Raw genomic sequence first — 22,595 nt, 5'->3', positions numbered from 1 at the left:
CTAGTCCTGTAAAAATGTGCCTAGCACCAGAAGTGTTTCCTTATCGCTGTTAATTGGTTTTATTATTGGATAGGTACTTTTATGAAACAAACAACTCTTTTTCTCCTGATGATGACACTTTTTTTAGGGTGTAGCAAACATACACAGTCACCACAGCCAAGTAAAATAAAAAATGTAAATTTTACCAAAACATCCTTTGCAAAACTTCCCGGATTTCAAGAACAAGATTATGATGAATTTTTAAATAATTTTATAAACAACTGTAAAAGCAGACAAGGACAAAAAATCTATAAAAATTTATGTCAAAAAGCCTTACATGTAACAGATGCAAAACAGTTTTTGCTCAATAATTTCACACCTTACTCCATAGCTGACAAAAGCGGAAACAAAGAGGGATTGTTAACCGGCTACTATGAAGCACGGATACACGGTTCTCTTCATAAAAGCGATACCTATAAATACCCGATTTATTCAACACCGAAGGATCTGGTTGTCGTAGATTTGAGTGCTGTATATCCAGAACTCAAAAACTACAGGCTTCGAGGGAAGATACACAACAACAGACTGGTTCCTTATTACAGCCGCAAAGAAGCAAAACTGAATGATTTAAATGCCTCGGTCATTTGCTACTGTGATTCTAAAATAGACAGATTTTTTCTACAGGTACAGGGCTCAGGAAAGGTAATTTTGGATGATAATTCGACAATGTATATAGGATATGAAAACCAAAATGGCTATAAATATAAGTCAATAGGAAAGTATTTGGTGCAAAAAGGAGAAATTTCTTTGCAAAACATCTCTTTGCAGAGTATTCGTAAATGGCTGGAGGAACATCCCTCTCAGGTCGATGAGATACTTGATTATAATCCCTCTTTAATCTTTTTTGCAAAAAGAGACAAAGGTGCAACAGGTGCATTAGGGTTACAACTTCGAGAGAAAAGTTCCATTGCAGTTGATAAAAAATATATTCCGTTAGGAAATATGCTATACTTATCATCAAATTTAGAAAAAGAAAAATTTAATAAAATTGTTTTTGCACAAGACACAGGTGGCGCTATTAAAGGTCCGCTGAGAGCTGATTTGTTTTTGGGCAGTGGAGAAGATGCATTGAAAATTGCCGGACAACTGCAATCACCGTTACAACTATGGTTATTTGTGCCAAAAAGAAAAGAAGTGGATAAATGAATAATTCATTGGAAAAATTTAACAGACTTGTTGAGGCACTCGGTGAATTGCCGAGTATAGGAAAAAAATCAGCAACTAGACTGGCGTATCACATGATTATGAATGATACCTTTGTAGGCATGAAAATAGCACATGCTATTGAAGATGCCCTGGGGAGTCTGAAAAAATGCAAAGAGTGTGGTGGTATGAGCGAAGATGAATTGTGTCATATCTGCTGTGACGAGACTCGGGACACCTCTTTATTGTGCATAGTTGAAAATGCTAAAGATATTTTGCTTTTGGAAGAAAATGGTCTGTTTGACGGAAAATATTTTGTTCTGGAATCACTGGAAGAGTTAAGTATGGCACATCTTGAAACTATTGTACAAAACGGAATAAAAGAAGTGTTGTTTGCTCTTACACCCTCAATAGCAAATGATGCCGTTATTCTGTATATAGAAGACAAACTTGGCATATATGATTTGAATTTTTCTAAAATAGCACAGGGTGTCCCGACAGGAGTCAGTTTGGAAAATATAGATTTGCTTTCATTAACGAGAGCATTAGAAGACAGAGTAAGGGTATAAATGAGATTATTTTTATTTTTATATATGAGTTTAATAGTAACGGTGCTTCAGGCAGAACAAATCTCTGATGCAACAAAAAGTAAAATAAATATTGACAATATCAGAAATGATACTTCAAAAGAGAATATGCAAAAATGGCTTGATAACTCTTTTGGTCTTCGTCCCTATAAAGCAAATTATCTTTTACCTTTTGGTGTTGCAAATAAGAAGTATATAAATCATAAACTCGATATTGTGCCATATGATAAGTTTGAAGCTGAAATTCAAGTGAGCTTGCAATTGCAAGTTTTTAAAAATATTTTTGGTTTAGGGGAAAAATACTCTTTGGCCTATACGCAACAGGCTTTTTGGCAGATATATGTTACATCTTCTCCTTTTAGAGAAAACTTATATAACCCTGAAGGGTTTGTAGTTTTTCCAATCAGTGATAAAAACTCAATATTTCAAATGCGATCATTGAAATTTGCTATAGCACATAAATCAAACGGACAGCCAAATACAGAAAACATACCAGAGTTTCGAGGTTTTAACCTCTCTAAGAGTATAAATTATTTTTATACAACATTGCGATTGCAACATAGTACGCTTATTACAGATTTAACACTTTTAGTACCTTTTCCGGGAACTGCAAATTTGAGTGATAACCCTGATCTAATGAAATATTTAGGATATACAAAGGTAAAATTTACCTATTTTTATAATAAACATATGTTTAGCGTGATGGCACGAGGGAATCTAGATAGTATGAGAGGATCGGTTGAGATGACCTATTCTTACCCTTTACGAAAAGACAAATCATACCTGTATATAAAACTTTTTAGTGGATATGTAGAGTCATTAATAGATTACAACAAAGATATTACAAAGCTCTCTATAGGTTTTAGTTTCTCTCGATAAATTTAGTAAAAAAAACTTTTTTGCATCTCCTTTGTTATAGCTTCTTTGTCTAGTTCAAAGTTGCAAAAAAGCTCATTTGCCAATACTCCCTGTCCCAACAGCATGTCTGCACCGTCTTTACATGTAAGGCCTTTTTCCATGGCAAGTTGTAAAAAGGGAGTAGTCCTGCCATATATGGCATCTGCAACATAACGAGTGTTTTGCAAAGCAGTTTTAATTATCTCTTTTGGCGCAGGTAGATTATCATCTTTAAGTCCGGCACTTGTTGTATTTACTAGCAAATCATACGTATCAGGCTGAAAATTTTCCCATGTGTAACACTTGCAATTGAGTTTTTCGAAGTATGAAAGACGCGCTTTACTTCTGTTAAGTACTGTTACATGTAAACCTTCATCCAGAAATTTTTGTACAAGAGCTTTGGCTGTACCCCCAGCACCAAAGACTAAAATTTCTTTTATATTTTTAAACTCACTGATAGCATACATGAAACCATCAGCATCTGTGTTGTAGCCAATGAGTTTTCCGTTTTCATTAATGAGTGTATTGACAACACCAATTTTCTTTGCAAAGCCGCGAACTTCATCACAGGCAGCATAGGCACTCTCTTTGTGTGGCACTGTGACATTGGCACCACTCAGGCCCAGAGAAAAAAAAGTTTCTTTAAGCTTGTTGCCATCTTTTAGAAGTGTGCGTGTATAGCAGGCATTATAATGAAGATTCTTAAAAACGCTGTTGTGCATCAGAGGACTGCGGGAGTGTGAAACAGGATTTCCAAAGATGGAGAAAAGTTTATGCATTGTATCTCTTTTAGTTTTTTTTATCTAAATCTTCAAGTGAATGAATGAGCGCACCCAGTTTATTGTTTACTTCAAGATACTCAAGCTCTTTTATGCTGTCTGCGACTATGCCTGCACCTGCCTGGAGGACTACCTTGTCTTCTTTTACAAGGGCTGTTCGTATGGCGATTGCACTGTCCATATTTCCGTCAAATCCAAAGTATCCGACACTGCCGCTGTAAAAACCACGTTTTAATCCTTCATATTTGGCTATAAGTTCCATAGCGCGAATTTTGGGTGCACCGGTCATAGTCCCTGCTGTAAATGTTGCCATAAACAGGTCAAACATATCTTTGTCATCATCGAGTGTTGCCACCACATCAGAAACAATATGCATTACATGGGAAAAACGCTCTATATGCATAATATCTTCCACTTTGACTGTTCCTGTTTTGGCAACCCGACCGACATCGTTTCTGCCAAGGTCTATAAGCATTAAATGTTCAGCCAACTCTTTTGGGTCTGCGAGCAGTTCTTTTTCAAGTTCTTTGTCTTTTTGTTTTGTAGTTCCGCGTTTTCTTGTACCGGCAATTGGGCGAAGCAGTAGTTGAGTGTCTGTGAGTCTCACCATAACTTCAGGCGATGAGCCGACGATACTGAAATTTTCATACTCCATTAAAAACATATAAGGGGAGGGGTTTTTTGTACGAAGAATACGATAAAAACTAAAAGGGTGTACTTTTATATGCCTTGTAAAACGATTTGTCATCAAAATTTGAAAAACATCACCGCTCTTAATCATCTCTTTTGATTTGTCTATCATGGCAAAGAATTTTTCTTTTGTATGGGCAAAGCTTCCTTTGTCCTCTCCAATGTTGAAAACTCTGTGTTTGTAAGTATATGTGCCTTTTAAATCATCTTCAATGGCCTGAAATTTTTCACTGTACTCTTTGAGTGTCGAAATAAGTGTAATCTGATGATTTTTATGCGAATAGACAAGGACAAGTTTTGGCAAAATCAGGTCTAAGTCCGGAGTGTTTAATTCATCTTTGAGCTTGTCCATGAATGACCGAAGTTTTGGCTCAAAAACTTTCACCATATCATAACCGATATAGCCTATAAACCCATCCACATAGCCGACATTTAGTTCTTTTGTGGCATTTTTATATTCATTGACATCTATATTTTTATAATACTCTTTTAAAAAGGAAAAAGGATTTTCTTTTTTAATGTGTTTTGTACCGTTTTTGTCTGTATAGACTGTTTTGTCGTCTATATACTGTAAGCGTTCTCTCGCACCTATACAGATAAAACTGTAGTTCCCTTCACTCTGTCCGGCACTTTCAAAAAGGTAGGATACTTCCTCCTTGAAAAACTCTTTGAGTTTTGAATAAACGGCAATAGGTGCCAGCTGATCTTGTGTAAATTGTTTAGAATATATCAAGACTACCCTTGTAAAATTATAATTTTACTAAAAATGCACCCGGCTCAATTTTGGCACGAATAACACGTTTAGCATTATTTGCTTCTTTTTGTGTTTTAAATGGTCCAATCAATACTTTGTTAAGCGTTTTTGAATTGACTGTAACTTTATGATATTTATATTTATAGCCTAAATTCGTAATAGATTTTAGGAATTTTTTATTTGGTTCATATTTTGAAAAAGACCCCACCTGTATATAATACTTTACCTTTGATGTTTCATGAGGTTTTTGTTTTATCTGAGGTTTTTGTGTTATTTTTTTGGTTTGAGTCACTACTTTTTTCTGTGGTGCAGCAACTGTTTTGTGTTCTTGTTTACTCTCTTGTTTGAGTTTTTGTGCGATTTTGTCCAAATCTTCATCAACAGAATTGTTTTCCTGTATGACATCCACTTCTTCAAAAAGAGGTTCTTCAGGTGTTTCCTGTGTAAGGGTTTTGGCTTGAGGTTCCGGCGGCAGTATAGCCTGAGGTAAATTGTCTGTACCCTTAGAATTAAGTGAATTCATAAGCATAACAACTACAATGAGAATAATTCCCAGTGTAGCAACAGCGAGAATTATTTTTTTATTTGAGCTGGATGAGCCGTTTTTATTCAGGACAATATCACTTAGTTCATTCTTATCATTCATACTATTATACCCTCAGTTTTTTATTTGTTCTATGATACCAAAAATAACCTAAAGAACAAAATCACATATGCTTCGACCACGAAGCGCCTCTCTCTTTTGCATAGACTTCATAAGGAAGTGTCAAAATGTTGTATTCATCAGGCAAATTATTTGTCGGAAACATTCTCCATTGTTTTGGCTGTTTAGCAGCCAGCTTCATACTGATCATTTTGCCAAGCTGTATAGCTTCTTGCAGTGTTGTATGCCCTTTGTGGATATAGAGATGCAAATGCCCTTTGGTCTTCGTCTCATAGGCTGTAAAGTTGATAAAACCCTCTTCTCGTAAAAGAAGCTGTGCTTTGTGATAAAATCTTTCAGGATCTCTGCCGTTATAATCAATCACTATATTCTCAACAATCCCTTTTTTGTCCACAATCGAATGGGCTACAGTTATTTCACCTTTTATATGTTTGTTAATCACAGACTGGTTTAAAGGCGCATTGACTTTTTCAAATTTATTGTAAAAAGTACGCCCTTTAAAAGTGATTTTGTTCACTACCGTATCTCTTTTGATCCAGTAGTGGTCACTTACCATTTTTATAAGTTTTAAATCCATGGCAGTCATGTAGGAACCTTAATATGTTGGTTGGTTGTATATTACAAAATTTTGTGCAAGTTCTTTGAGTTCTTCTTTTATTTTTGCCTGAAGTTCAGTATTGTTGATATCATCCAAAACATCTGCCATTTTATTTGCGATGAGTTCAAACTCTTTCTCTTTCATACCGCGAGATGTCAGTGCCGGTGAACCAATGCGAATACCTGATGTTACGAAAGGGCTTCGTGTTTCTCCGGGAACAGTGTTTTTATTGACAGTAATTCCTGCATTTCCCAGTGCTGCATCAGCATCTTTTCCGGAAATTTCTTTGCCGACAAAACTGACAAGAACGAGATGGTTGTCTGTTCCGCCACTTACAACATCATAGCCGCGTTTCATAAGTACATCAGCTAATACAGAAGCATTTTTCTTTACCTGTTTCGCATAATCTTTCCACTCTGGTGCAAGGTTGTGTTTAAAACCAACTGCTTTTGCAGCTATTACATGTACAAGCGGTCCGCCTTGAAGCGCCGGGAAAATAGCAGAGTTTATCTTCTTTGCTATATCCTCATCGTTCGTCATAATCATACCGCCGCGAGGACCTGCAAGTGTTTTGTGTGTGGTTGTTGTCACTACATGCGCGTGAGGGAATGGACTAGGGTGCTCACCTGCAGCTACCAAACCTGCAATGTGTGCAATATCAGCAAATAAAATAGCACCGACTTCATCAGCAATTTCACGAAATTTCTTAAAATCAATTTCACGGGCATATGCAGAAGCCCCGCATACGATGATTTTAGGCTGTACAATTTTAGCGATATCTAAAACTCTGTCGTAGTTGATACGTCCATCAAGTTCAACACCATAGGTGAAACTGGAGTAGTTTTTCCCTGAAAAACTTGGTTTTGAACCATGTGTCAAGTGTCCGCCATGGCTTAAATCCATACCTAAAAGTTTGTCACCTGCTTTTAAAAGTGCCGCATAAACAGCTCCGTTAGCCTGTGATCCTGAATGTGGCTGCACATTTGCATATTTGCACCCAAAAAGTTTACAGGCTCTGTCTATCGCCAGTTGTTCCACACTGTCAGCATATTCGCATCCGCCATAGTAGCGTTTTGCCGGATACCCTTCAGCATATTTGTTTGTAAATACCGAACCCATAGCTTCCATTACTGCCGGAAGTGTGAAGTTTTCACTTGCTATCATTTCCAGATGGTTAGTCTGTCTCTCTAACTCTTTTTCGCACAAGTTATAAACTTCTTCATCGTACTCTTTTAAAAAACTCATGGTGTCAAAATCCTTGTAAAAATTAAAAATATACTTATTGTACTGAAAATATAATAATATTGTTCTGAATCACTGACCTTACGCACTAAAGATAAACTTTTAGAGGTGCCCTTAAGTTTGTCTGTGCAATAATAGTGAAAGATTTCATTATAAAGGTGTTGCTATGAGAAAGTATGAAACGTATAGATGTAATAAATGTGGAAATATTGTAGAACTGCAGGCAGTCGGAGGAGGAGAACTACATTGTTGTGGTGTGGCAATGGAGATGATTACGCAAAATCTTACTTTAGTCAATCTTATGAAAGCGTTTGCCGGAGAATCTCAAGCCCGAAACAAATACGAATTTTATGCAAAAGTAGCACAAAAAGAAGGCTACCGAGATATAGCTGCCCATTTTCAAAGAGCGGCAAACAATGAAAAAGAGCATGCAAAATTAGAATTTGCCCTGCATAACAGACTCAAAAACAACAGCGAAGAGAGTTTTGGCAAGACAATGGAAAACCTTCAGGATGCCATTAACGGTGAGCATTATGAAAATTCTGATATGTATCCGGATTTTGCAAAAATTGCCAAAGAAGAGGGTGATAAAGAAGCCGCTGCTCTCTTTAGCGCCATAGGAAAAGTAGAAGTGGAACATGAGAAAATGTATAAAATGCTTTTAGACAGACTCACATCCGGACATGAATTTGAGAGTGATGAAGAAGAAGCATGGATATGTGAAGTGTGCGGGCATGTTCATTATGGAAAAAAACCACCGAAAAAATGTCCTGTGTGCAAACATCCGCAAGAGTATTTTTCAAGACTGCTTGAAATCAAATAGGTCTCAAAGAGTATGAAGGTTAAAAGACTATCGCTTCATATACATAGAGTGTTGCATCTTTGCAATGCTCGGGTGCAATTCCCGCTTTTTCCACACAACAGCTTCTGACAAACTGTTCTTTATCCCATCCCATATCTGTTGCAACCTGCGGTAAATAGGTACCGTTTTTATTGCCGTATTCAATATATATTCCATGTTTGCCGACTATGACATCATCAACAGAGTTGACTTTTTTTCTCGGTGTGAGCACTGAAATTTCAATCTCTATATTGTCAAGTTCTTCTTTTGTGACAGGGGTAAAACGGGTGTCATACCGTGAAGCGGAAATTGCCATGTCTATTATGACTTGATAAAGAGGCTCATCCGGTTCAAATTGTCCTATACAGCCTCTGAGTCTGCCTTTTTCTTTGAGCGTGACAAAAGCTCCCAAATGCAGTTTGAATTTTGGAGGTACTTTCTCTTCATCGAGGGCAATTTTTCGGTTATGTATAACAGCTTCATAAAGCGCTGCTTTTGCTATCTCTTTGAGTGCTTTTTTTTCTTCTTCTGTGAGGTAAAACTCATCTGTGTCCATAATAAAACTCCTTTGCAAATATATTTTACATATCTTTTACAAACTAATACTACACTTTATATATGAAAAACAAGATAAAATTACTAAAAAAAGAAATTGCAAAAGGGGTCATCGGTCATGAAAACATGATTGATGCTCTGCTTATCGGACTTATTACAAACGGACATATACTGCTTGAAGGAGTTCCCGGTCTTGCAAAAACAACGGCCGTGAATGCCTTGTCAAAAGCATTGAGTCTGGATTTCAAACGTGTGCAGTTTACTCCTGATTTACTGCCATCAGACATTATCGGAGCAGAAATTTATGATGTCAAATCCGGAGAGTTTAAAATCAAACACGGTCCGGTTTTTACAAATTTACTTTTGGCCGATGAAATAAACAGAGCGCCTGCAAAAGTACAATCGGCACTCTTGGAAGTGATGCAGGAGAGACAGGTTACTATTGGTGATGAAAGTTTTAAAATCGAACCTCCTTTTTTGGTGCTTGCAACGCAAAATCCGATTGAGCAGGAGGGTGCCTATACTTTGCCTGAAGCGCAGTTAGACCGCTTTATGTTTAAAGTAATTGTCAGTTATAACACAGAAGACGAAGAGTATTTAATAGCACAAAAAGCTGCAAATGAGACTTTTGAGTCCATTGAACCGGTTCTTTTGGCCAGTGAACTCGAAGAGATGAAAGAAGAGGTAAAAGCTGTTTATATCGAAGAAGAACTGAGTGCCTATATAGTAAGACTGATCTTTGCAACAAGAGATCCGAAAAAATACGGTCTTGAAGAGTTGCAACGCTATATCGCTTTTGGAGCAAGTCCGCGAGCCACTATAAATATGCTTAAAGCCGTCAAAGCAAGAGCCTATTTAAGAGGGAATGATTTTGTCTCTCCCATAGATATTGCTCTGAGTATCAAAGATGTATTGCGACACCGTATCATTTTAAGTTATGACGCTATTGCAGAAGGGTTGAGCAGTGATGATATTATCCAAACAATCTTAGAATCTATAGAAATACCGTAACAGCATGCTAAAAACACTTTTGGAGTCCAATAAAAAACTTGCACTAATCCTTATCAAAACACAAAGGGAAGTCTTTAGTAAAATTGCAGGGGAAAATATTTCAAAAAAAAGAGGCGAGGGATATGATTTTCAAGAACTCAGAGAGTATGAAACCGGAGATGATATAAGGCATATTGACTGGATCATAAGTGCAAAAACTACAAAACCCTATGTAAAAGTTTTTCATCAGCAAAAAGAACTCAATGTGGTGATTGTTCCGTTTTTATGCGGTTCGCTTCATTTTGGAACTCGGACACTGAAAAAAGATTTACTGACTCAGATTTGTGCATTACTCAGTTACAGCTGTGTCAAGCAAAACAATCCCTTTGAGAGCTATATCTGCAGTGATACACTCTTTTTGTGTACGCAAAAGACAAAACAGCTCTTTGGTGTGAGAAGACTGGCAGAGAAGGTTGACAGTTTCGATGTTCTTGGAAAAACTTTGGATTATTCGTACAGTACGCAGGCTCTTTACAGACAAATTCAAAGAAAGAGCATGCTGTTCTTAATCGGAGATTTTTTTGATACGCATGCTTTAAATTTGATGGCATTGAGTCTGAAACATGAAATTGTACTTATTATTGTCCGTGACCGTTTTGAAGAAAATCCTGCAGAACTTGGAGAGTTGAATATTACCGACCCGGCTTTGGGTATGAGTGCAGAGATAAGCCTAAACAAAAACACGCTTCATTCGTATAGAAAAAAAATAGTACAAAATGATGAGATGTTGTATAAAAAACTGCAAACAGCAGGCGTCCGTTTTGTGAAAATTTACACAGATGAAGACCCGGCTGAAAAAATTATCGCTCTTATGGAGAAAGCATGAATGAAATAAATGACATTTTTGCTCCTGTAACGGTACCGGACAACTCTTTGTATCTGTTGGTGTTTTTTATACTGCTTTTTTTTATACTGCTTTTTGCACTCTTTTATTTTTATAAAAAAAGAGTGCAAAAAAACAAAAGAGACGAAAAATATTACTTAAATATACTGCTGCATTCAAATTTTTATAATGTCAAACAAAGTGCGTATCTTTTTACCTATTATGGAAGAAAGCTGGCAAAAACACAGGAGCAGAAAAAAGAGCTTGAGCATATAATTTCACAGCTTTTTCTCTATAAGTATCAACAAAAACCTTTACAGATACCGCAAAAGCTGCACAAGGAAATAGAGAAGTTTTTAGGCAGGCTAAGAGAATTCTATGCTTAGTTCCTTTCATTGTACATATCCGTTTTTTTTGCTGCTGCTTCCTTTGTTCGCTTTGAGTGCTTTGTTGTTCAAACGGGAAAAAGAATCTTTCTATATGCCGCATTTTTTGCAACTGCTCTCGCATGTTAAGAAGAGACACTATGCAGGAGAAATTTTAAAATGGTCTATGCTTACATGTATGACTGTTGCATTAAGCGATCCTGTTGTAGTAAAAAAAATAAAAGCACGCAAGAGCAATGCTGTTGATATTGTGTTGGCACTTGATACCAGTGGTTCTATGAGTACCTATGGTTTTAATGCAAAAAATTACAAACAAAGCAGACTTGATGTGGTGAAAGAAGTCGTGCAAAGTTTTATAGATATGAGAAAGAGAGACAGAATAGGTCTGGTCATTTTTGGGACAACGGCCGCTGTAGCCTCTCCTTTGAGTTTTGACAAAGAGGCGCAAAAAAATATCGTGGGCAAGATTGAAGTGGGGGTTCTTGGAAAAAGCACAGCTTTGATTGATGCTGTCATCTCTGCTGCAGAACTTTTAAAAAATTCAAAAAGTAAGTCAAAAGTCATTATACTGCTGAGCGACGGAGAAGACTCTGCAAGTAAAATTCCGCTTGCATTTGCGCTGAAACTGGCAAGAAAATACGGCATAATAATTTATACGATAACCATAGACAAAAGTTACAGTAATATGATGAAGGTTATTGCCAATAAAAACGGTGCACAAAACTTTGAAGTGCAAAATAAAAAAGATTTGCTCAAAGTTTACAAACGCATTGACATGCTGCAAAAAAGTGAATTCGAGTACAATACTTTAGATGTAGAAGAACATATATATTTTTATTTTCTTCTGCTCTCGTTGTTGTGTGCAATCTTGCTTTTACCGCATGTAAAAAACAAAGGGGTGTTGTAAATGTTTTTTTTATATGATGATGTACTTTACCTCTTGGTTATTCCGGCCTTGCTCTTTGTTTTCTCTTTTAAAAAGAGAAAAAATACTCTCGAAAATGTTTTTTCTCAGGCAGTGATCAGACAACTCACATTACATCCTCAGTGGCTACAGGCTTCTCTGCGCTACAGGTATTTTTTACTTGTCATATCTTTGATGATAATCGCACTTGCCCGTCCTGTATATTTGAAACAAAATGCGCTGATACAACAGATGAGCAGTTCGGCTGTTATTGCACTTGATGTCTCAGAATCTATGAACGCATCAGATATTTATCCGAGCCGCTTGGTCTTAGCCAAAGAAAAACTTGTAAAACTCATCGAAAAAGCAGAACATTTACATGTAGGAGTACTCTTATTCGCTAAAAACAGCTATATGCTTTATCCTCTGAGTGAAGATACACAGGCTCTTGTCTATATGCTTAAAAACGCTCAGATAAAGCAAAAATTTGAACCAAACACCAATCTCTTTGGAGTATTTGAGGCAAGTAACAAAATGCTGCGTACGGAAAAAACAAAAAATATAATTTTGCTGAGTGACGGCGGTGAAGATGTCACAAGAGTGGATGAAACTGCATATATCAGAAAAAATCATCTGAGGCTGTATGTCATTGATTTTGCATCCAGGTCAAATAATGCTTTGAAAAGTATGGTGAAAAAGAGTCATGGATATTATACAAAATATCAATGGGGAGAGGATGATATAGAAAAAATTCTCAATGCCATACAAAAGAGTTCGCAAAAGATAATTGCCAATGCCTATGATATGAAACAGTATCAGGAACTGTTTATGTATCCTCTGGGGTTTGCATTGTTAATTCTCTATTTTGTTTTTATATCGGGTTTGAAAAAAAAACATACAGTTACACTGGCTGTGCTGTTTGGTCTGATGCAGTTGACCTTTTTGAACACGTCTGCAAATGCGGGTGTTTTTGATTTTATAACCTTGCAAAAAGCAGAATCTTTTTATGCACAAAAGCAGTATGAACAAGCGATAAAATATTACAAAAAGCTCAAGCCGACAAATGAAGTGAATTACAATATCGCCAATGCTTTGTATAAAAAACGTGAATATTTGCAGGCAATCAAGTATTATAAAAAAGCACTCGGCAAAGACAAACTGTTCAATGCAAAAATTTATCACAATATCGGCAACTGTTATGTACAAAGCGGTAAACTGGAACGGGCAAAGTCTCAGTTTGAGCACTCTTTGCAACTGCATGCTTTTGATGAGACAAAAAAGAATTTACAGATAATTACGCAGGAGCTTAAAAAAAGAAAAAAACTCAAAAAGATTTTCAGCAGAGGCACGGCAAAAGTATGTTTTAAAAACAGGCTTGAACAAATGAATAATGAGTATAAAGTCAGTTCAAAATACAAGATAAAACTGCAAAAACTGGTTTTATCAGAGGAAGAAAAATGGATAAAAATAATACAAAAACAAAAAACTCCTGTTTTCTTGCAAAAAATCCGAACAAAAAGGAGCAGTAGTGACAGTAAAAAACCTTGGTAGTATGATTTTTCTACTCTTTTGTATTCCTCTGGAACTCTATGCATGGGTACAAACAACTGCACCAAAAGAGATTGTCAAAACAGAAACTTTGGAGTTTCGCGTGGTTGCAAAAGGCTTTCATGTTACATTTCCGATGATAGAGTATATAGACGGGTATGTCGTGCAAAATGTGAAAACTTTCCATGAGGCAACGCTGATTCATGCGAAAAAAGCAGACAAAGTGACTAAAATTTACTCTTTGACACCGACCGAAGATGTTATATTACCTGCTTTTAGTATCAAAGTTGACGGCAAGGTTGAAAAGACACAGCCTTTACATGTAAAGGTGAAAAAACGCACACAGACACATTCACCGGATTATAAACTCAGTATGAACATCAGCAATATAACGCCGATGGTAGGGGAAAAGTTTCTGTTACATGTAAGGCTTGTCTCTAAAAATGTGGAAGATTATACTGTTGAGACACCCCGTTTCAATGACTTTGCACTGCAAGAAATCAGTGACAAAGAGTATGAAAACAACAAAGGCGAATGGGTCGAAGAGCTTAGCTATGAAATCATAGCCCAAAAAAGCGGTCCCTTTGTTTTAAATCCCATAAAAGCTGCAATAGAACTTTCAACCCCAAAATATGCAAAACGAAATATTTATTCTAATGCTCTGCGCTTGGAAGTGAAAAAAATTCCAAATAATCTTACTGTTATGGGCTCTTATGAGCTTAATGCAAGTGTGAATGTCAAACATGTCCAAAAAAATCAGCCGGTACAACTCACACTCTCTCTGCAAGGCGAGGGCAATATCAATAATTTTGATGATATAAACATAAGCATAGAAGGTGCAACCGTATACGAAAAAAGGACAAAAAAATTGCACCGGGGAGAAGAAGAAATTTATCAAAAAAGTTTTGAAATTGTTTCGGATAAAAACTTTACAATTCCCTCTGTTTCTTTAGAATATTTTGATATCAAGGAGCAAAGAGTAAAAGAGATAACGACACAGGCTTTTGCGATACATGTAGAAGATGCTGTGCTTGAAGAGAGAACAAAAACGAAGCAAAGGACAACTAGGATGGAAAAAGCAGTTTATTTTTTGTCGGGAGTATTTGTAACACTGTTTTTAGTTTACATGTATCAGGTACTGAAAAATACTACAAAAACAGACAAACAAAAAAGAATCAAAAAAGAGTTGCAGAGTATTGGGGATAAAGAGAAGTTTTTGAAAAAAATCGTACCTTATTTGGGAAAAAACAGATCATTGGACAGATTACTGTATACTCTTGAAAATGTAGAAAATTCTGAATTTAAGCAATTGAAAAAAGAGATAATCAGATATATTTGTGAAGAAGATATTTTATAGCAACATTATGTTGCTATAAAACTAGTTTAAGTTCGGTTTAGGAGTTTTATTTGTTGAAGCAGGAAGCATAGGCATCATCATATGCGGTTTTTTCCCTGTCAGTGAACCCAGGAATGCTTCAATAGACTCAGCCTGTTTGTCCGTAATTTTCATTCCAAGTTGAATACGTCCCATCTCTTTGATAGCATCTTTTAAGTTCCAAATCATACCATTGTGAAAGTAAGGTGCAGTCTCAGTAATGTTTCTAAGCGTCGGTACTTTTACCATGCCGTTTTTGTCACCTTTAAAGTCACCTACATTCATGTATTTATATGTTGCTGCCACATTCAATACATTCATTTCACCACCAAGCGCTACACCGTTATGACAAGATGCACAACCAACTTGAATGAAAGTTTTCAGACCCTCTTTTTGTTTTGGCGTCATTGCTTCTTTGTAACCATTCATAAATGCATCAAACGGTGCCGGTGTTACAAGTGTACGTTCAAAATTTGCAATAGTGTCCGTAATTTTTTCAAAAGTGATTTTTACATTGTCACCGTATGCTTTTTTAAATGCTTTTACATATTGTGGCATAGATTTGACTACTTCTTCTATATGTTCTTTTGTTGCTGCCATTTCAGGATGGGCAAGTGTTGGTCCCTGTGCCTGCTCTTCCAAATCTTTTGCTCGTCCGTCCCAAAACTGAGAGCCGAAAAACACTGCATTGTAAACTGTCGGTGCATTTAAGTGATGCGGGTTGTGTCTCCACATATGTCCTGTTGAAGGACCTACGCCGTCATCTCCACCTTCCATTAAATTATGACATGTGTTACATGAAATAAGACCACTGCGTGAAAGACGCGGATCCATATAAAGCTTTTCACCGAGTTTTACTTTTGCTTTTGTGATAGGGTTTTTCGGGTTGTCTATCAGTTTTAAAAGCTCAGTTTGTGAACTCGGAATTGGCATAAGGCCTGCGTTTTTTGCATCTTGAACTAACGAAGATGCCATTAACGAAGCGGCTGTTAATGTTAGTGCTACGATTTTTTTCATTTTGTCTTCCTTCTAAATATTTATAGATGTAGTATAACAGAACTAATCTTAAAGGAAAATAATTATCTTTTAAAAAAGTTTATGGAATTTATCTTTCAAGCTGGGCTGAGAGTGGCAAAAAGCAGCAACAGTCGGCACTAAAGTACCGATTCCAAGAACAGGATATCGTTCGGAACCAGTGCTTTCAATACTAAAGCATGACTTAGAAAAATAAATTTTTTTCTGTAGTGCGGGCTGAGAGTGGCATGGCAGAAAAAGAATGTTGTTCGGAACCCGTACTTCAGTGCGGGCTTTGGGTATTAAAAGAGTAAATCCCATTTTTTAACTTGACGGAATTGATTCTTCAGCTTTAATAAATTCTAATGCTGCTTGTACAGCATTGATATAACTCAGTGTTTTTGCTTCATTTTTGTAGGCGATGTCAAAAGCAGTTCCATGATCGACTGATGTGCGTATGATGGGCAGGTTAAGTGAAATATTAACACTTTCGTCAAAATAGAGTGCTTTGAGCGGAGCAAGTCCCTGATCATGATACATTGCTACAAAATAGTTATAGTTGTTGCGACAATAAGGTGCAAAGGCCACATCAGGCACAACTGGACCGACAAACCGCTCGAAGCCTATTTTTTTATTGGCACTTTTTATTGCCTTCGTGATTATAAGCTCTTCATGCCCTAAAACACCGTTGTCTCCAGCATGCGGATTGAGACCGAGCACGGCTACAGGGGCTTTTGGAATTGCATTGTGCATATCCAAAAAGAACTGTTTGAGTTTTTTGTATTTTATATTTTTTGCAACATCTTTGAGCGGAATGTGTTCTGTAAAAAGTGCCACATACATTTTATGGCATCCTAGCATCATAATGGCTTCTTTGTCAAAGTGTTTGCGTAAGAGGTCTGTATGGCCTTTGTACTCAAGTCCTGCCTGCATCCAGGCTTCTTTATGTATCGGTAAGGTTACAACGGCTTTGGCTTTTTTTTCTTCACACAAATGCACGGCAGACATAAAAGAATCATAGGCATACAAACCGCTCTTGGCATCTACTTTTCCCGGCTGTACAGCAAAATCTCCCGCAACTTCATAAAGTGTGAAATCATCAGGGATGCTTACATGTAAAAGGGCAGAGGCTTTTTGCAGGATATTTTTATTAATGCAGTAAACCGGATGGCAAATTTCAGCAATCTCTTCATGTGCTTTGAGTGCTATCTCCAGTCCGACGCCGTTTACATCACCGACACTTACGGCTATTGTTGGCTTGTTCATTGCCTGGTGACTCTTTTCATCTCTTGTATCGCTTCACGCAATCCGGTAAAAACACTGCGGGCAATAATGCTCTGTCCAATGTTCAACTCTGTAATCTCTTGAATTTGCATGATTTCATCTACATTATGATAATTGAGTCCATGGCCTGCTGCTACTTCGAGACCAAGTTCTTTTGCATATCTTGCAGAGAGTTTTAACTCTTCAAGGGCAGCTTCAAGCCTGTCACTGAGTTCATATCTTGGAAATTCAAGTTCTTTTACAGAGTGATTTGATTTTGGCAAAGAGGAGTGAAGCATCGCAAAAAGATTTGCAAAAAGTCCGGTATGGAGTTCAACCATCTCGGCTCCGAGCTTTTTTGACTGTTCTATAGCATCTGTAGAGGGGTCAACAAACAGTGAAACAGGAATGATGGCGTCATGAAGTTGCTCTATTGCATAGGATATTTCATTTTCATAGGCAAAAACATCAAGTCCGCCTTCTGTGGTAACTTCTTCTCTTTTTTCAGGAACCAAGGTTGCCCGATGAGGTCTGGCCTTACTGACAATATCGAGTATTTTTTTGTTGATAGAACATTCCAAATTAACAGGCACCTTTGAAAACTGCAAAATATTTGTAACATCATTGTCTTGAATATGCCTTCTGTCTTCTCGTAAGTGTATAGTAATCTGATCAGCACCGCTTTCACAGGCGACATAAAGTGCCTGCAAAATATCAGGGTCATTTACCTGTCTGGCTTCTCGTAAAACTGCCACATGATCAATGTTTACACCGAGTTTCATTTGTTTCCTTTTGTTTTTTCTTTGACTGATTTATAAAATTCGAGATACTTTTCTTCCAAATTTTCATAGTTGATGATCCCGCCTACATGAACTTCAACAGTGTAAGGTTCATTGTAAGGGGCATTTTTAAATACCTTTTCAAGTTTGTCGTTGATATATACGGGAACTATGTCAAGATTGTTTGCTTTGGCTATTTTTGAAGCACCGCTTTGAAATTGTTTAATGCCTTCTCCATTGTATCTCTCACCTTCGGGAAAGATGTAAATATTTAAGTCATCAACTTTGGCAAGTGTTCTTTTGATGGTCTTAAAAAAGCGTACGAGTCCTTTTTTGTTTTCCAAATCAACCGGAATACATCCGCTGTATTGAAAAAACCTGCCATATATCGGATCTTCAAAAAGTTCCTGTTTTGCTATCCAGGTACCACTTTTGTTGTATCTTGAAAAAATATTTTCCATTACGAGAATATCAAGCAGAGAACGGTGGTTGATCGCATAAAGAATTTTGTCTTTTTTTGGAAGTTCCCCTACAAGTTTTACTTTGATATTCAAAAAGTCCAAAACCTTGTTTGAATACTCCTGTCTTGCTTTTGAGAGTTCCTGATAGGCATATTTTTGTGTGATAAACGGATGAAAATAGGTTTGTTTGAAAATCTTTATGTATTTGAAGCCAAGCTCAATCATAAAAATAAATTTTCCTAAATCTTTTAGCATGAGGTGCCCTTTCATTGAAAAAGAAAATTATAGCTAAAAATATACAACTCTTTTGTAACACGCTTAGGCATTGTCTTTTTTTAAGGTCATCTCTGTTTCCATGATTCTGATTTCATCATTGGCAGAAATGCGAATGTCAGTATCTGCTTTGAGTTTCTGTTTGTCAATTTTTTTCGGATAGTCAAAATGATTTAATATATGTTTGATGGTGTTTATACGGGCTTTTTTCTTGTTATCGGAGCGAATGATTGTCCAGGGTGCATAGTCTGTATGAGATGCTAAGAGCATAGAATATTTTGCTATGGTGTATTTGTCCCATAAATCTTGTGATTTTTCATCCACCGGTGAGAGTTTGTACTGTTTGAGCGGGTCTGTTTTTCTCTTCTCAAAACGTCTTTTCTGTTCGGCTTTTGAAACGGAAAAATAGAATTTAAAAATTTTTATATTGGAATTGACAAGCATCTTTTCAAATTCGGGCACTTCATGTAAAAACTCTTTATGCTCTTCTTGTGTACAAAAGCCCATAACAGGTTCAACACCTGCACGGTTATAGTAACTTCTGTCAAAAAGGACTATCTCTCCGGCTGATGGCAGGTGTTGGACATATCTTTGAAAATACCACTGTGTTCTCTCTTTATCACTGGGCTTGTCAAGGGCCACCACTCTTGCACCACGAGGATTGAGATGTTCTGTTATGCGTTTGATTGTACCGCCTTTTCCCGCAGCATCACGACCTTCAAAAATCATTAAAACTTTTTGTCCTGTTTCTTTGACATGGTTTTGCATTTTTAAGAGTTCTATCTGTAAATCTTTGAGTTCGCTTTCATATCGCAGAACTTCATCTTTTACCCAGACGGCAACACGTTTCTTATGAGGGTCTTTGCCTCTTTTGTCCTCAGTATCTTTCTCTTTTGTTTTATTTTTTCTTCTGTCTTCATGTACAATATCTTTTAAATCAGTACCTTCTTTTATCTCATCTTCGAGCATAGTTCTTTCATGTCCCATCTTTTTATCCTTTGATTTATTATAATCACTTTCACCTTAACATAAATTTTGTTCTATGTTATAATGGTACAAGAAGGTATGAATAGATGGATGTAAGTATTGAATCAGCATTTAAAAATTTTTTGGAAATTGATTTTAAAAAAATACAAAAATACAAAAAAGCTGTGCTTGCAAAAAAAGAGACCGAGCCTCTGCATCAAATGCGTGTCTCTTTGAGAAGAATGCGCTCTGTATTATTTACTTTTCAATCCGTAATACCAAAAAAAATTACAAAAAAAATTGACATAAAAATTGCAACCGTGGCCTCTTATTGCAACAGAGCCCGTGATATTGATGTTTACATAGAAACATACTTGAAAAAAGAGACATTGTCTTCTACTGAACTGCTGCTTTACAAAATTGTTGTCCACTACAAAGAAAAAGAGTATAAAAAGATTCAAAAGTATTTAAAGTCTCATAAATATAAAAAACTTATAAGAAAACTAAGAAGATGGATAGAAACAAAAAAATGGCGAAAAAAGCTTAAAAAAAAGGAGTTGTCTGCCCTGAAAGAAAACATTATTCCTTTTGCCGAAATTTTTTTAAAAAGCTATACAAAGGAAATAATTTTATACGGTTCTACAATAGGGACTGTCTTGGAAGATGAACAGGCACACAAATTACGAATTAAATTAAAAAAACTGCGATATGCCACAGACCTGTTTTCCTCTTATCTGCAAAAGAAAGATACTCTCAGAAACACACTCAAAGAACTGCAGGATATTTTAGGAAAACTTCATGATATATATGTAACAAAAGAGTTGCAAAAAGTTTTTCTGCAGTCCCAAAAAGACAAAAAACTTTTTACCTGTATAAAACAACTTGAAGCAGAGAATGTGAAGAGGAAAAAAAAGCTTAAAGAAGCTTTTTTTCTCAAGTGGAAAGAGTTTAGAGAGATTGCTCAACAAGTTGATTAATCTTATTTACATCCTGTGTATTTGCAAAACAGCTTTTGTCTCCGCATATCATAAAATCATCCGTCTCGCTTCTCTTTAACAGTATGAACGGATATTTTATTTTTGCCAGTTTGTACGCGTAGTTGGAAATGTTTTGTCCGCTTGTTTTTATAACTCTGTCCCCTTTGACATATCGTAAAGCCTGTATAAGCATAGAGGGGTAGTAAATTGGCTTACGACCGAGTTCATAAGAGTTGTATTCCATTGTTTTAAAAGCAAAATGAGTATATTTTTCATCTTCAAGAAGTGTTCCTAGTGTTTGTAAAACATCTATCATAATACTGACGGAACTTGTATATGTTGTATCGGTTATTTCGGCTTTAACAGCAAATTCGCCACTACTGAAGTTCCACAGTCCTTTGTCATAAAACTCTTCTAATGCTTTGTTGACAAACCGTTGGGCATGTATAAGGTACATTTCATTTTGTGTGTATTGAAAAGCGCTCAGAAGTGCCTGTGAAAGAAATGCATAGTCTTCCAAAAAAGCTTCGACTTTTGGCTTTTTGTGTATAAGTGTCGTATGATACAGCTTTGTATCAATAAAGAGTGTTTCAAAAAGCTTATCAAGGCTTTTTATGGCTTTTTCTTTGTACCTGCTATCTACAGTTCCAAGCAAAAACAGAGCGTTTATCATCATACCCGACCATGATGTCTGTACTTTTTTGTCTGTAAACGGGTAGTCTCTTTTTTGTCGAATTTTTTGTAGAAGTGGTTTTACATCACTGAACCATGCAGGAATCTCTTCCTCAAAACGAATGATATTTTTGCCTTCAAAATTTCCGTGATGCGTAACATGCATCGTCTCACACATCTCTTTTGCATTTTCATATCCACTTTGAACAAGAATCGTGTACACTTCATCATAGGTATAAACAAAGTAGCTTCCCTCTCCCTCTTCACTGTCAGCATCATTTGCACTGTAAAAAAGTCCATCTTCACTCATAAAGTTGTACCAGAAGTCTGCTGTCTCTTTTGCAATATGCAAATATGTTTCATCTTCATATAACAAATAGGCTTTTGTGTAGACACCACAGAGCAGGGCATTGTCATAGAGCATCTTTTCAAAATGCGGTACCAGCCATTTTTCATCTACACTGTAACGGCAGAAGCCTCCGTCTACAAGGTCATACATACCGCCTTTTATCATATTTTTGAGTGTATTGGTCAGCATTGTTTTCGCATTGGCATCATTGTAGAGTCTTGCAACAACGAGCAGGGCATCAAGAGTTGAAGCACGTGGAAATTTTGGTTTATCTGAAAAACCGCCGTTTTGTGCGTCATAATTGTTTTTGGCTTGGAGCAGAAAATTTTTATAAAACTCCTCTTTTAATACAGTCGCTTCTTTTGGATGCTCTTTTTGACCCAAAAAGCCTTCTATCTCATTGGCATTTTCAAAGAGTTTGGGATCTTTCTCTTTTACTTTTGTTGCTATAAGCTGTGTAATCTCTTTAAAACCCATACCTTCTATACTGCCAGAATTTGATTCAGGCGGTATGTAAGTGGCTGCAAAAAAGGGTTTGTTCTGTGGTGTACAAAATATACTCGTCGGCCATCCACCGGCACGGCGGTTTAAAAGCATATAAACTTCCTGATAATACTTGTCTATATCCGGACGCTCTTCTCTGTCCACTTTTATGGAAATAAAGTTCTCATTTAAAATCTGAGCACACTCTTTGTTTTCAAATACTTTTTCTTCCATAACATGGCACCAGTGACAGGAACTGTAGCCTATGCTGATAAAAATTGCCTTGTTTTGGGCTTCTGCCTGAACAAAAGCCTCCTCACACCACGGCCACCAGTCCACGGGATTGTCTTTATGTTGCTGCAGGTATGGAGAATCTTCGTTTGCTAATCTGTTTGACATAATATATAACCTTCTTTATTTTATGTAGGGTATGAAAAAAGGGCTGATGCTTTGCTTAAGCATGAGATTTATGTGTTTGAGTAT

23 protein-coding genes are annotated in these 22,595 nt (G+C 36.6%); 11 read left to right on the top strand and 12 right to left on the bottom strand.

The window, feature by feature from the left end:
- Window positions 1-81: 81 nt before the first annotated feature.
- Genes mltA through LCX93_RS07465 form a run of 3 tightly spaced genes read left to right on the top strand, consistent with a single transcriptional unit; the run spans window position 82 to window position 2,648 of the window.
- On the top strand, window positions 82-1,185 hold the full coding sequence (gene mltA / locus LCX93_RS07475; protein WP_226065541.1) for a murein transglycosylase A: 1,104 nt from the start codon (window positions 82-84) through the stop codon (window positions 1,183-1,185).
- Entirely contained in the window at window positions 1,182-1,751 is a 570-nt protein-coding gene (recR, locus tag LCX93_RS07470) for a recombination mediator RecR (RefSeq protein WP_226065539.1), read from the top strand. The genes mltA and recR overlap by 4 nt, the downstream gene beginning before the upstream one ends.
- Complete coding sequence (locus LCX93_RS07465) at window positions 1,752-2,648, top strand: phospholipase A (RefSeq protein ID WP_226065537.1); 897 nt, start codon at window positions 1,752-1,754, stop codon at window positions 2,646-2,648. It abuts the gene before it with no gap.
- Between the two features lie 2 nt (window positions 2,649-2,650).
- Here LCX93_RS07465 and LCX93_RS07460 read toward each other — a convergent pair whose 3' ends face one another.
- The 5 genes from LCX93_RS07460 to LCX93_RS07440 all read right to left on the bottom strand — a co-directional run bounded on the left by LCX93_RS07460 (window position 2,651) and on the right by LCX93_RS07440 (window position 7,396).
- The gene (locus LCX93_RS07460; RefSeq protein WP_226065535.1) at window positions 2,651-3,445 is read right to left on the bottom strand and encodes a shikimate dehydrogenase; all 795 of its coding nucleotides are present in this window, start codon (window positions 3,443-3,445) and stop codon (window positions 2,651-2,653) included.
- A 10-nt stretch (window positions 3,446-3,455) separates the two neighbouring features.
- Window positions 3,456-4,868 (bottom strand): anthranilate synthase component I family protein, encoded by a 1,413-nt coding sequence (locus LCX93_RS07455; protein ID WP_226065533.1) that lies wholly within the window; start codon window positions 4,866-4,868, stop codon window positions 3,456-3,458.
- A gap of 16 nt (window positions 4,869-4,884) precedes the next feature.
- Window positions 4,885-5,535: an SPOR domain-containing protein gene (locus LCX93_RS07450; protein WP_226065531.1), complete on the bottom strand. Its 651-nt coding sequence runs from the start codon at window positions 5,533-5,535 to the stop codon at window positions 4,885-4,887.
- A gap of 61 nt (window positions 5,536-5,596) precedes the next feature.
- Window positions 5,597-6,139 (bottom strand): DUF1882 domain-containing protein, encoded by a 543-nt coding sequence (locus tag LCX93_RS07445; protein WP_226065529.1) that lies wholly within the window; start codon window positions 6,137-6,139, stop codon window positions 5,597-5,599.
- Window positions 6,140-6,148: 9 nt separating this feature from the next.
- A complete protein-coding gene (locus LCX93_RS07440) occupies window positions 6,149-7,396 on the bottom strand; it encodes a serine hydroxymethyltransferase (protein WP_193149994.1) in 1,248 nt (415 codons plus the stop codon).
- A 163-nt stretch (window positions 7,397-7,559) separates the two neighbouring features.
- Here LCX93_RS07440 and rbr point away from each other — a divergent pair, with 163 nt between their 5' ends.
- Window positions 7,560-8,216, top strand: a complete 657-nt coding sequence (gene rbr / locus LCX93_RS07435) for a rubrerythrin (protein WP_226065526.1) — start codon at window positions 7,560-7,562, stop codon at window positions 8,214-8,216.
- Window positions 8,217-8,235: 19 nt separating this feature from the next.
- Here rbr and amrA read toward each other — a convergent pair whose 3' ends face one another.
- Window positions 8,236-8,790 (bottom strand): AmmeMemoRadiSam system protein A, encoded by a 555-nt coding sequence (gene amrA / locus LCX93_RS07430; RefSeq protein WP_226065522.1) that lies wholly within the window; start codon window positions 8,788-8,790, stop codon window positions 8,236-8,238.
- 62 nt (window positions 8,791-8,852) lie between these two features.
- On the opposite strand from amrA, the gene LCX93_RS07425 reads away from it, so the two are divergent.
- From LCX93_RS07425 to LCX93_RS07400, 6 genes are read left to right on the top strand one after another with little or no spacing between them, the layout of a single operon-like run.
- Window positions 8,853-9,800: an AAA family ATPase gene (locus LCX93_RS07425; protein WP_226065519.1), complete on the top strand. Its 948-nt coding sequence runs from the start codon at window positions 8,853-8,855 to the stop codon at window positions 9,798-9,800.
- Between the two features lie 4 nt (window positions 9,801-9,804).
- Window positions 9,805-10,665 (top strand): DUF58 domain-containing protein, encoded by an 861-nt coding sequence (locus tag LCX93_RS07420; RefSeq protein ID WP_226065516.1) that lies wholly within the window; start codon window positions 9,805-9,807, stop codon window positions 10,663-10,665.
- Window positions 10,662-11,048 (top strand): hypothetical protein, encoded by a 387-nt coding sequence (locus LCX93_RS07415; protein ID WP_226065514.1) that lies wholly within the window; start codon window positions 10,662-10,664, stop codon window positions 11,046-11,048. Before LCX93_RS07420 ends, LCX93_RS07415 begins: the two co-directional genes overlap by 4 nt.
- Window positions 11,041-11,955, top strand: a complete 915-nt coding sequence (locus LCX93_RS07410; protein ID WP_226065512.1) for a vWA domain-containing protein — start codon at window positions 11,041-11,043, stop codon at window positions 11,953-11,955. Before LCX93_RS07415 ends, LCX93_RS07410 begins: the two co-directional genes overlap by 8 nt.
- Window positions 11,956-13,503: a vWA domain-containing protein gene (locus LCX93_RS07405; protein WP_226065510.1), complete on the top strand. Its 1,548-nt coding sequence runs from the start codon at window positions 11,956-11,958 to the stop codon at window positions 13,501-13,503.
- Window positions 13,481-14,857 carry a BatD family protein gene (locus tag LCX93_RS07400; RefSeq protein ID WP_226065507.1) on the top strand — a complete coding sequence of 459 codons (1,377 nt, stop codon included), beginning with the start codon at window positions 13,481-13,483 and terminating at the stop codon, window positions 14,855-14,857. Before LCX93_RS07405 ends, LCX93_RS07400 begins: the two co-directional genes overlap by 23 nt.
- Window positions 14,858-14,878: 21 nt before the next feature.
- Here the strand turns inward: LCX93_RS07400 and LCX93_RS07395 are convergent, their stop codons facing one another.
- The 5 genes from LCX93_RS07395 to ppk2 form a co-directional block, all read right to left on the bottom strand.
- Window positions 14,879-15,892, bottom strand: a complete 1,014-nt coding sequence (locus tag LCX93_RS07395) for a cytochrome-c peroxidase (protein ID WP_226065505.1) — start codon at window positions 15,890-15,892, stop codon at window positions 14,879-14,881.
- Between the two features lie 321 nt (window positions 15,893-16,213).
- Entirely contained in the window at window positions 16,214-17,155 is a 942-nt protein-coding gene (pdxA, locus tag LCX93_RS07390) for a 4-hydroxythreonine-4-phosphate dehydrogenase (protein WP_226065503.1), read from the bottom strand.
- Window positions 17,152-17,934 carry a pyridoxine 5'-phosphate synthase gene (locus LCX93_RS07385; RefSeq protein WP_226065500.1) on the bottom strand — a complete coding sequence of 261 codons (783 nt, stop codon included), beginning with the start codon at window positions 17,932-17,934 and terminating at the stop codon, window positions 17,152-17,154. The genes pdxA and LCX93_RS07385 overlap by 4 nt, the downstream gene beginning before the upstream one ends.
- The gene (locus LCX93_RS07380; protein ID WP_226065498.1) at window positions 17,931-18,647 is read right to left on the bottom strand and encodes a lysophospholipid acyltransferase family protein; all 717 of its coding nucleotides are present in this window, start codon (window positions 18,645-18,647) and stop codon (window positions 17,931-17,933) included. Before LCX93_RS07380 ends, LCX93_RS07385 begins: the two co-directional genes overlap by 4 nt.
- Before the next feature lie 63 nt (window positions 18,648-18,710).
- A complete protein-coding gene (ppk2, locus tag LCX93_RS07375; RefSeq protein ID WP_502988711.1) occupies window positions 18,711-19,652 on the bottom strand; it encodes a polyphosphate kinase 2 in 942 nt (313 codons plus the stop codon).
- 86 nt (window positions 19,653-19,738) lie between these two features.
- Between ppk2 and LCX93_RS07370 the strand changes: the two genes are divergently transcribed.
- Window positions 19,739-20,608 carry a CHAD domain-containing protein gene (locus LCX93_RS07370; protein WP_226065496.1) on the top strand — a complete coding sequence of 290 codons (870 nt, stop codon included), beginning with the start codon at window positions 19,739-19,741 and terminating at the stop codon, window positions 20,606-20,608.
- Here the strand turns inward: LCX93_RS07370 and LCX93_RS07365 are convergent.
- Window positions 20,580-22,511 carry a thioredoxin domain-containing protein gene (locus LCX93_RS07365; protein ID WP_226065494.1) on the bottom strand — a complete coding sequence of 644 codons (1,932 nt, stop codon included), beginning with the start codon at window positions 22,509-22,511 and terminating at the stop codon, window positions 20,580-20,582. The two genes, LCX93_RS07370 and LCX93_RS07365, sit on opposite strands and share 29 nt — an antisense overlap.
- Window positions 22,512-22,595 lie beyond the last annotated feature (84 nt).

Origin of the sequence: Sulfurimonas sp. SWIR-19 (assembly GCF_020410885.1) — a bacterium.
GTDB classification, from domain to species: domain Bacteria; phylum Campylobacterota; class Campylobacteria; order Campylobacterales; family Sulfurimonadaceae; genus Sulfurimonas; species Sulfurimonas sediminis.
This window is presented reverse-complemented; position numbering and strand designations above follow the sequence as displayed.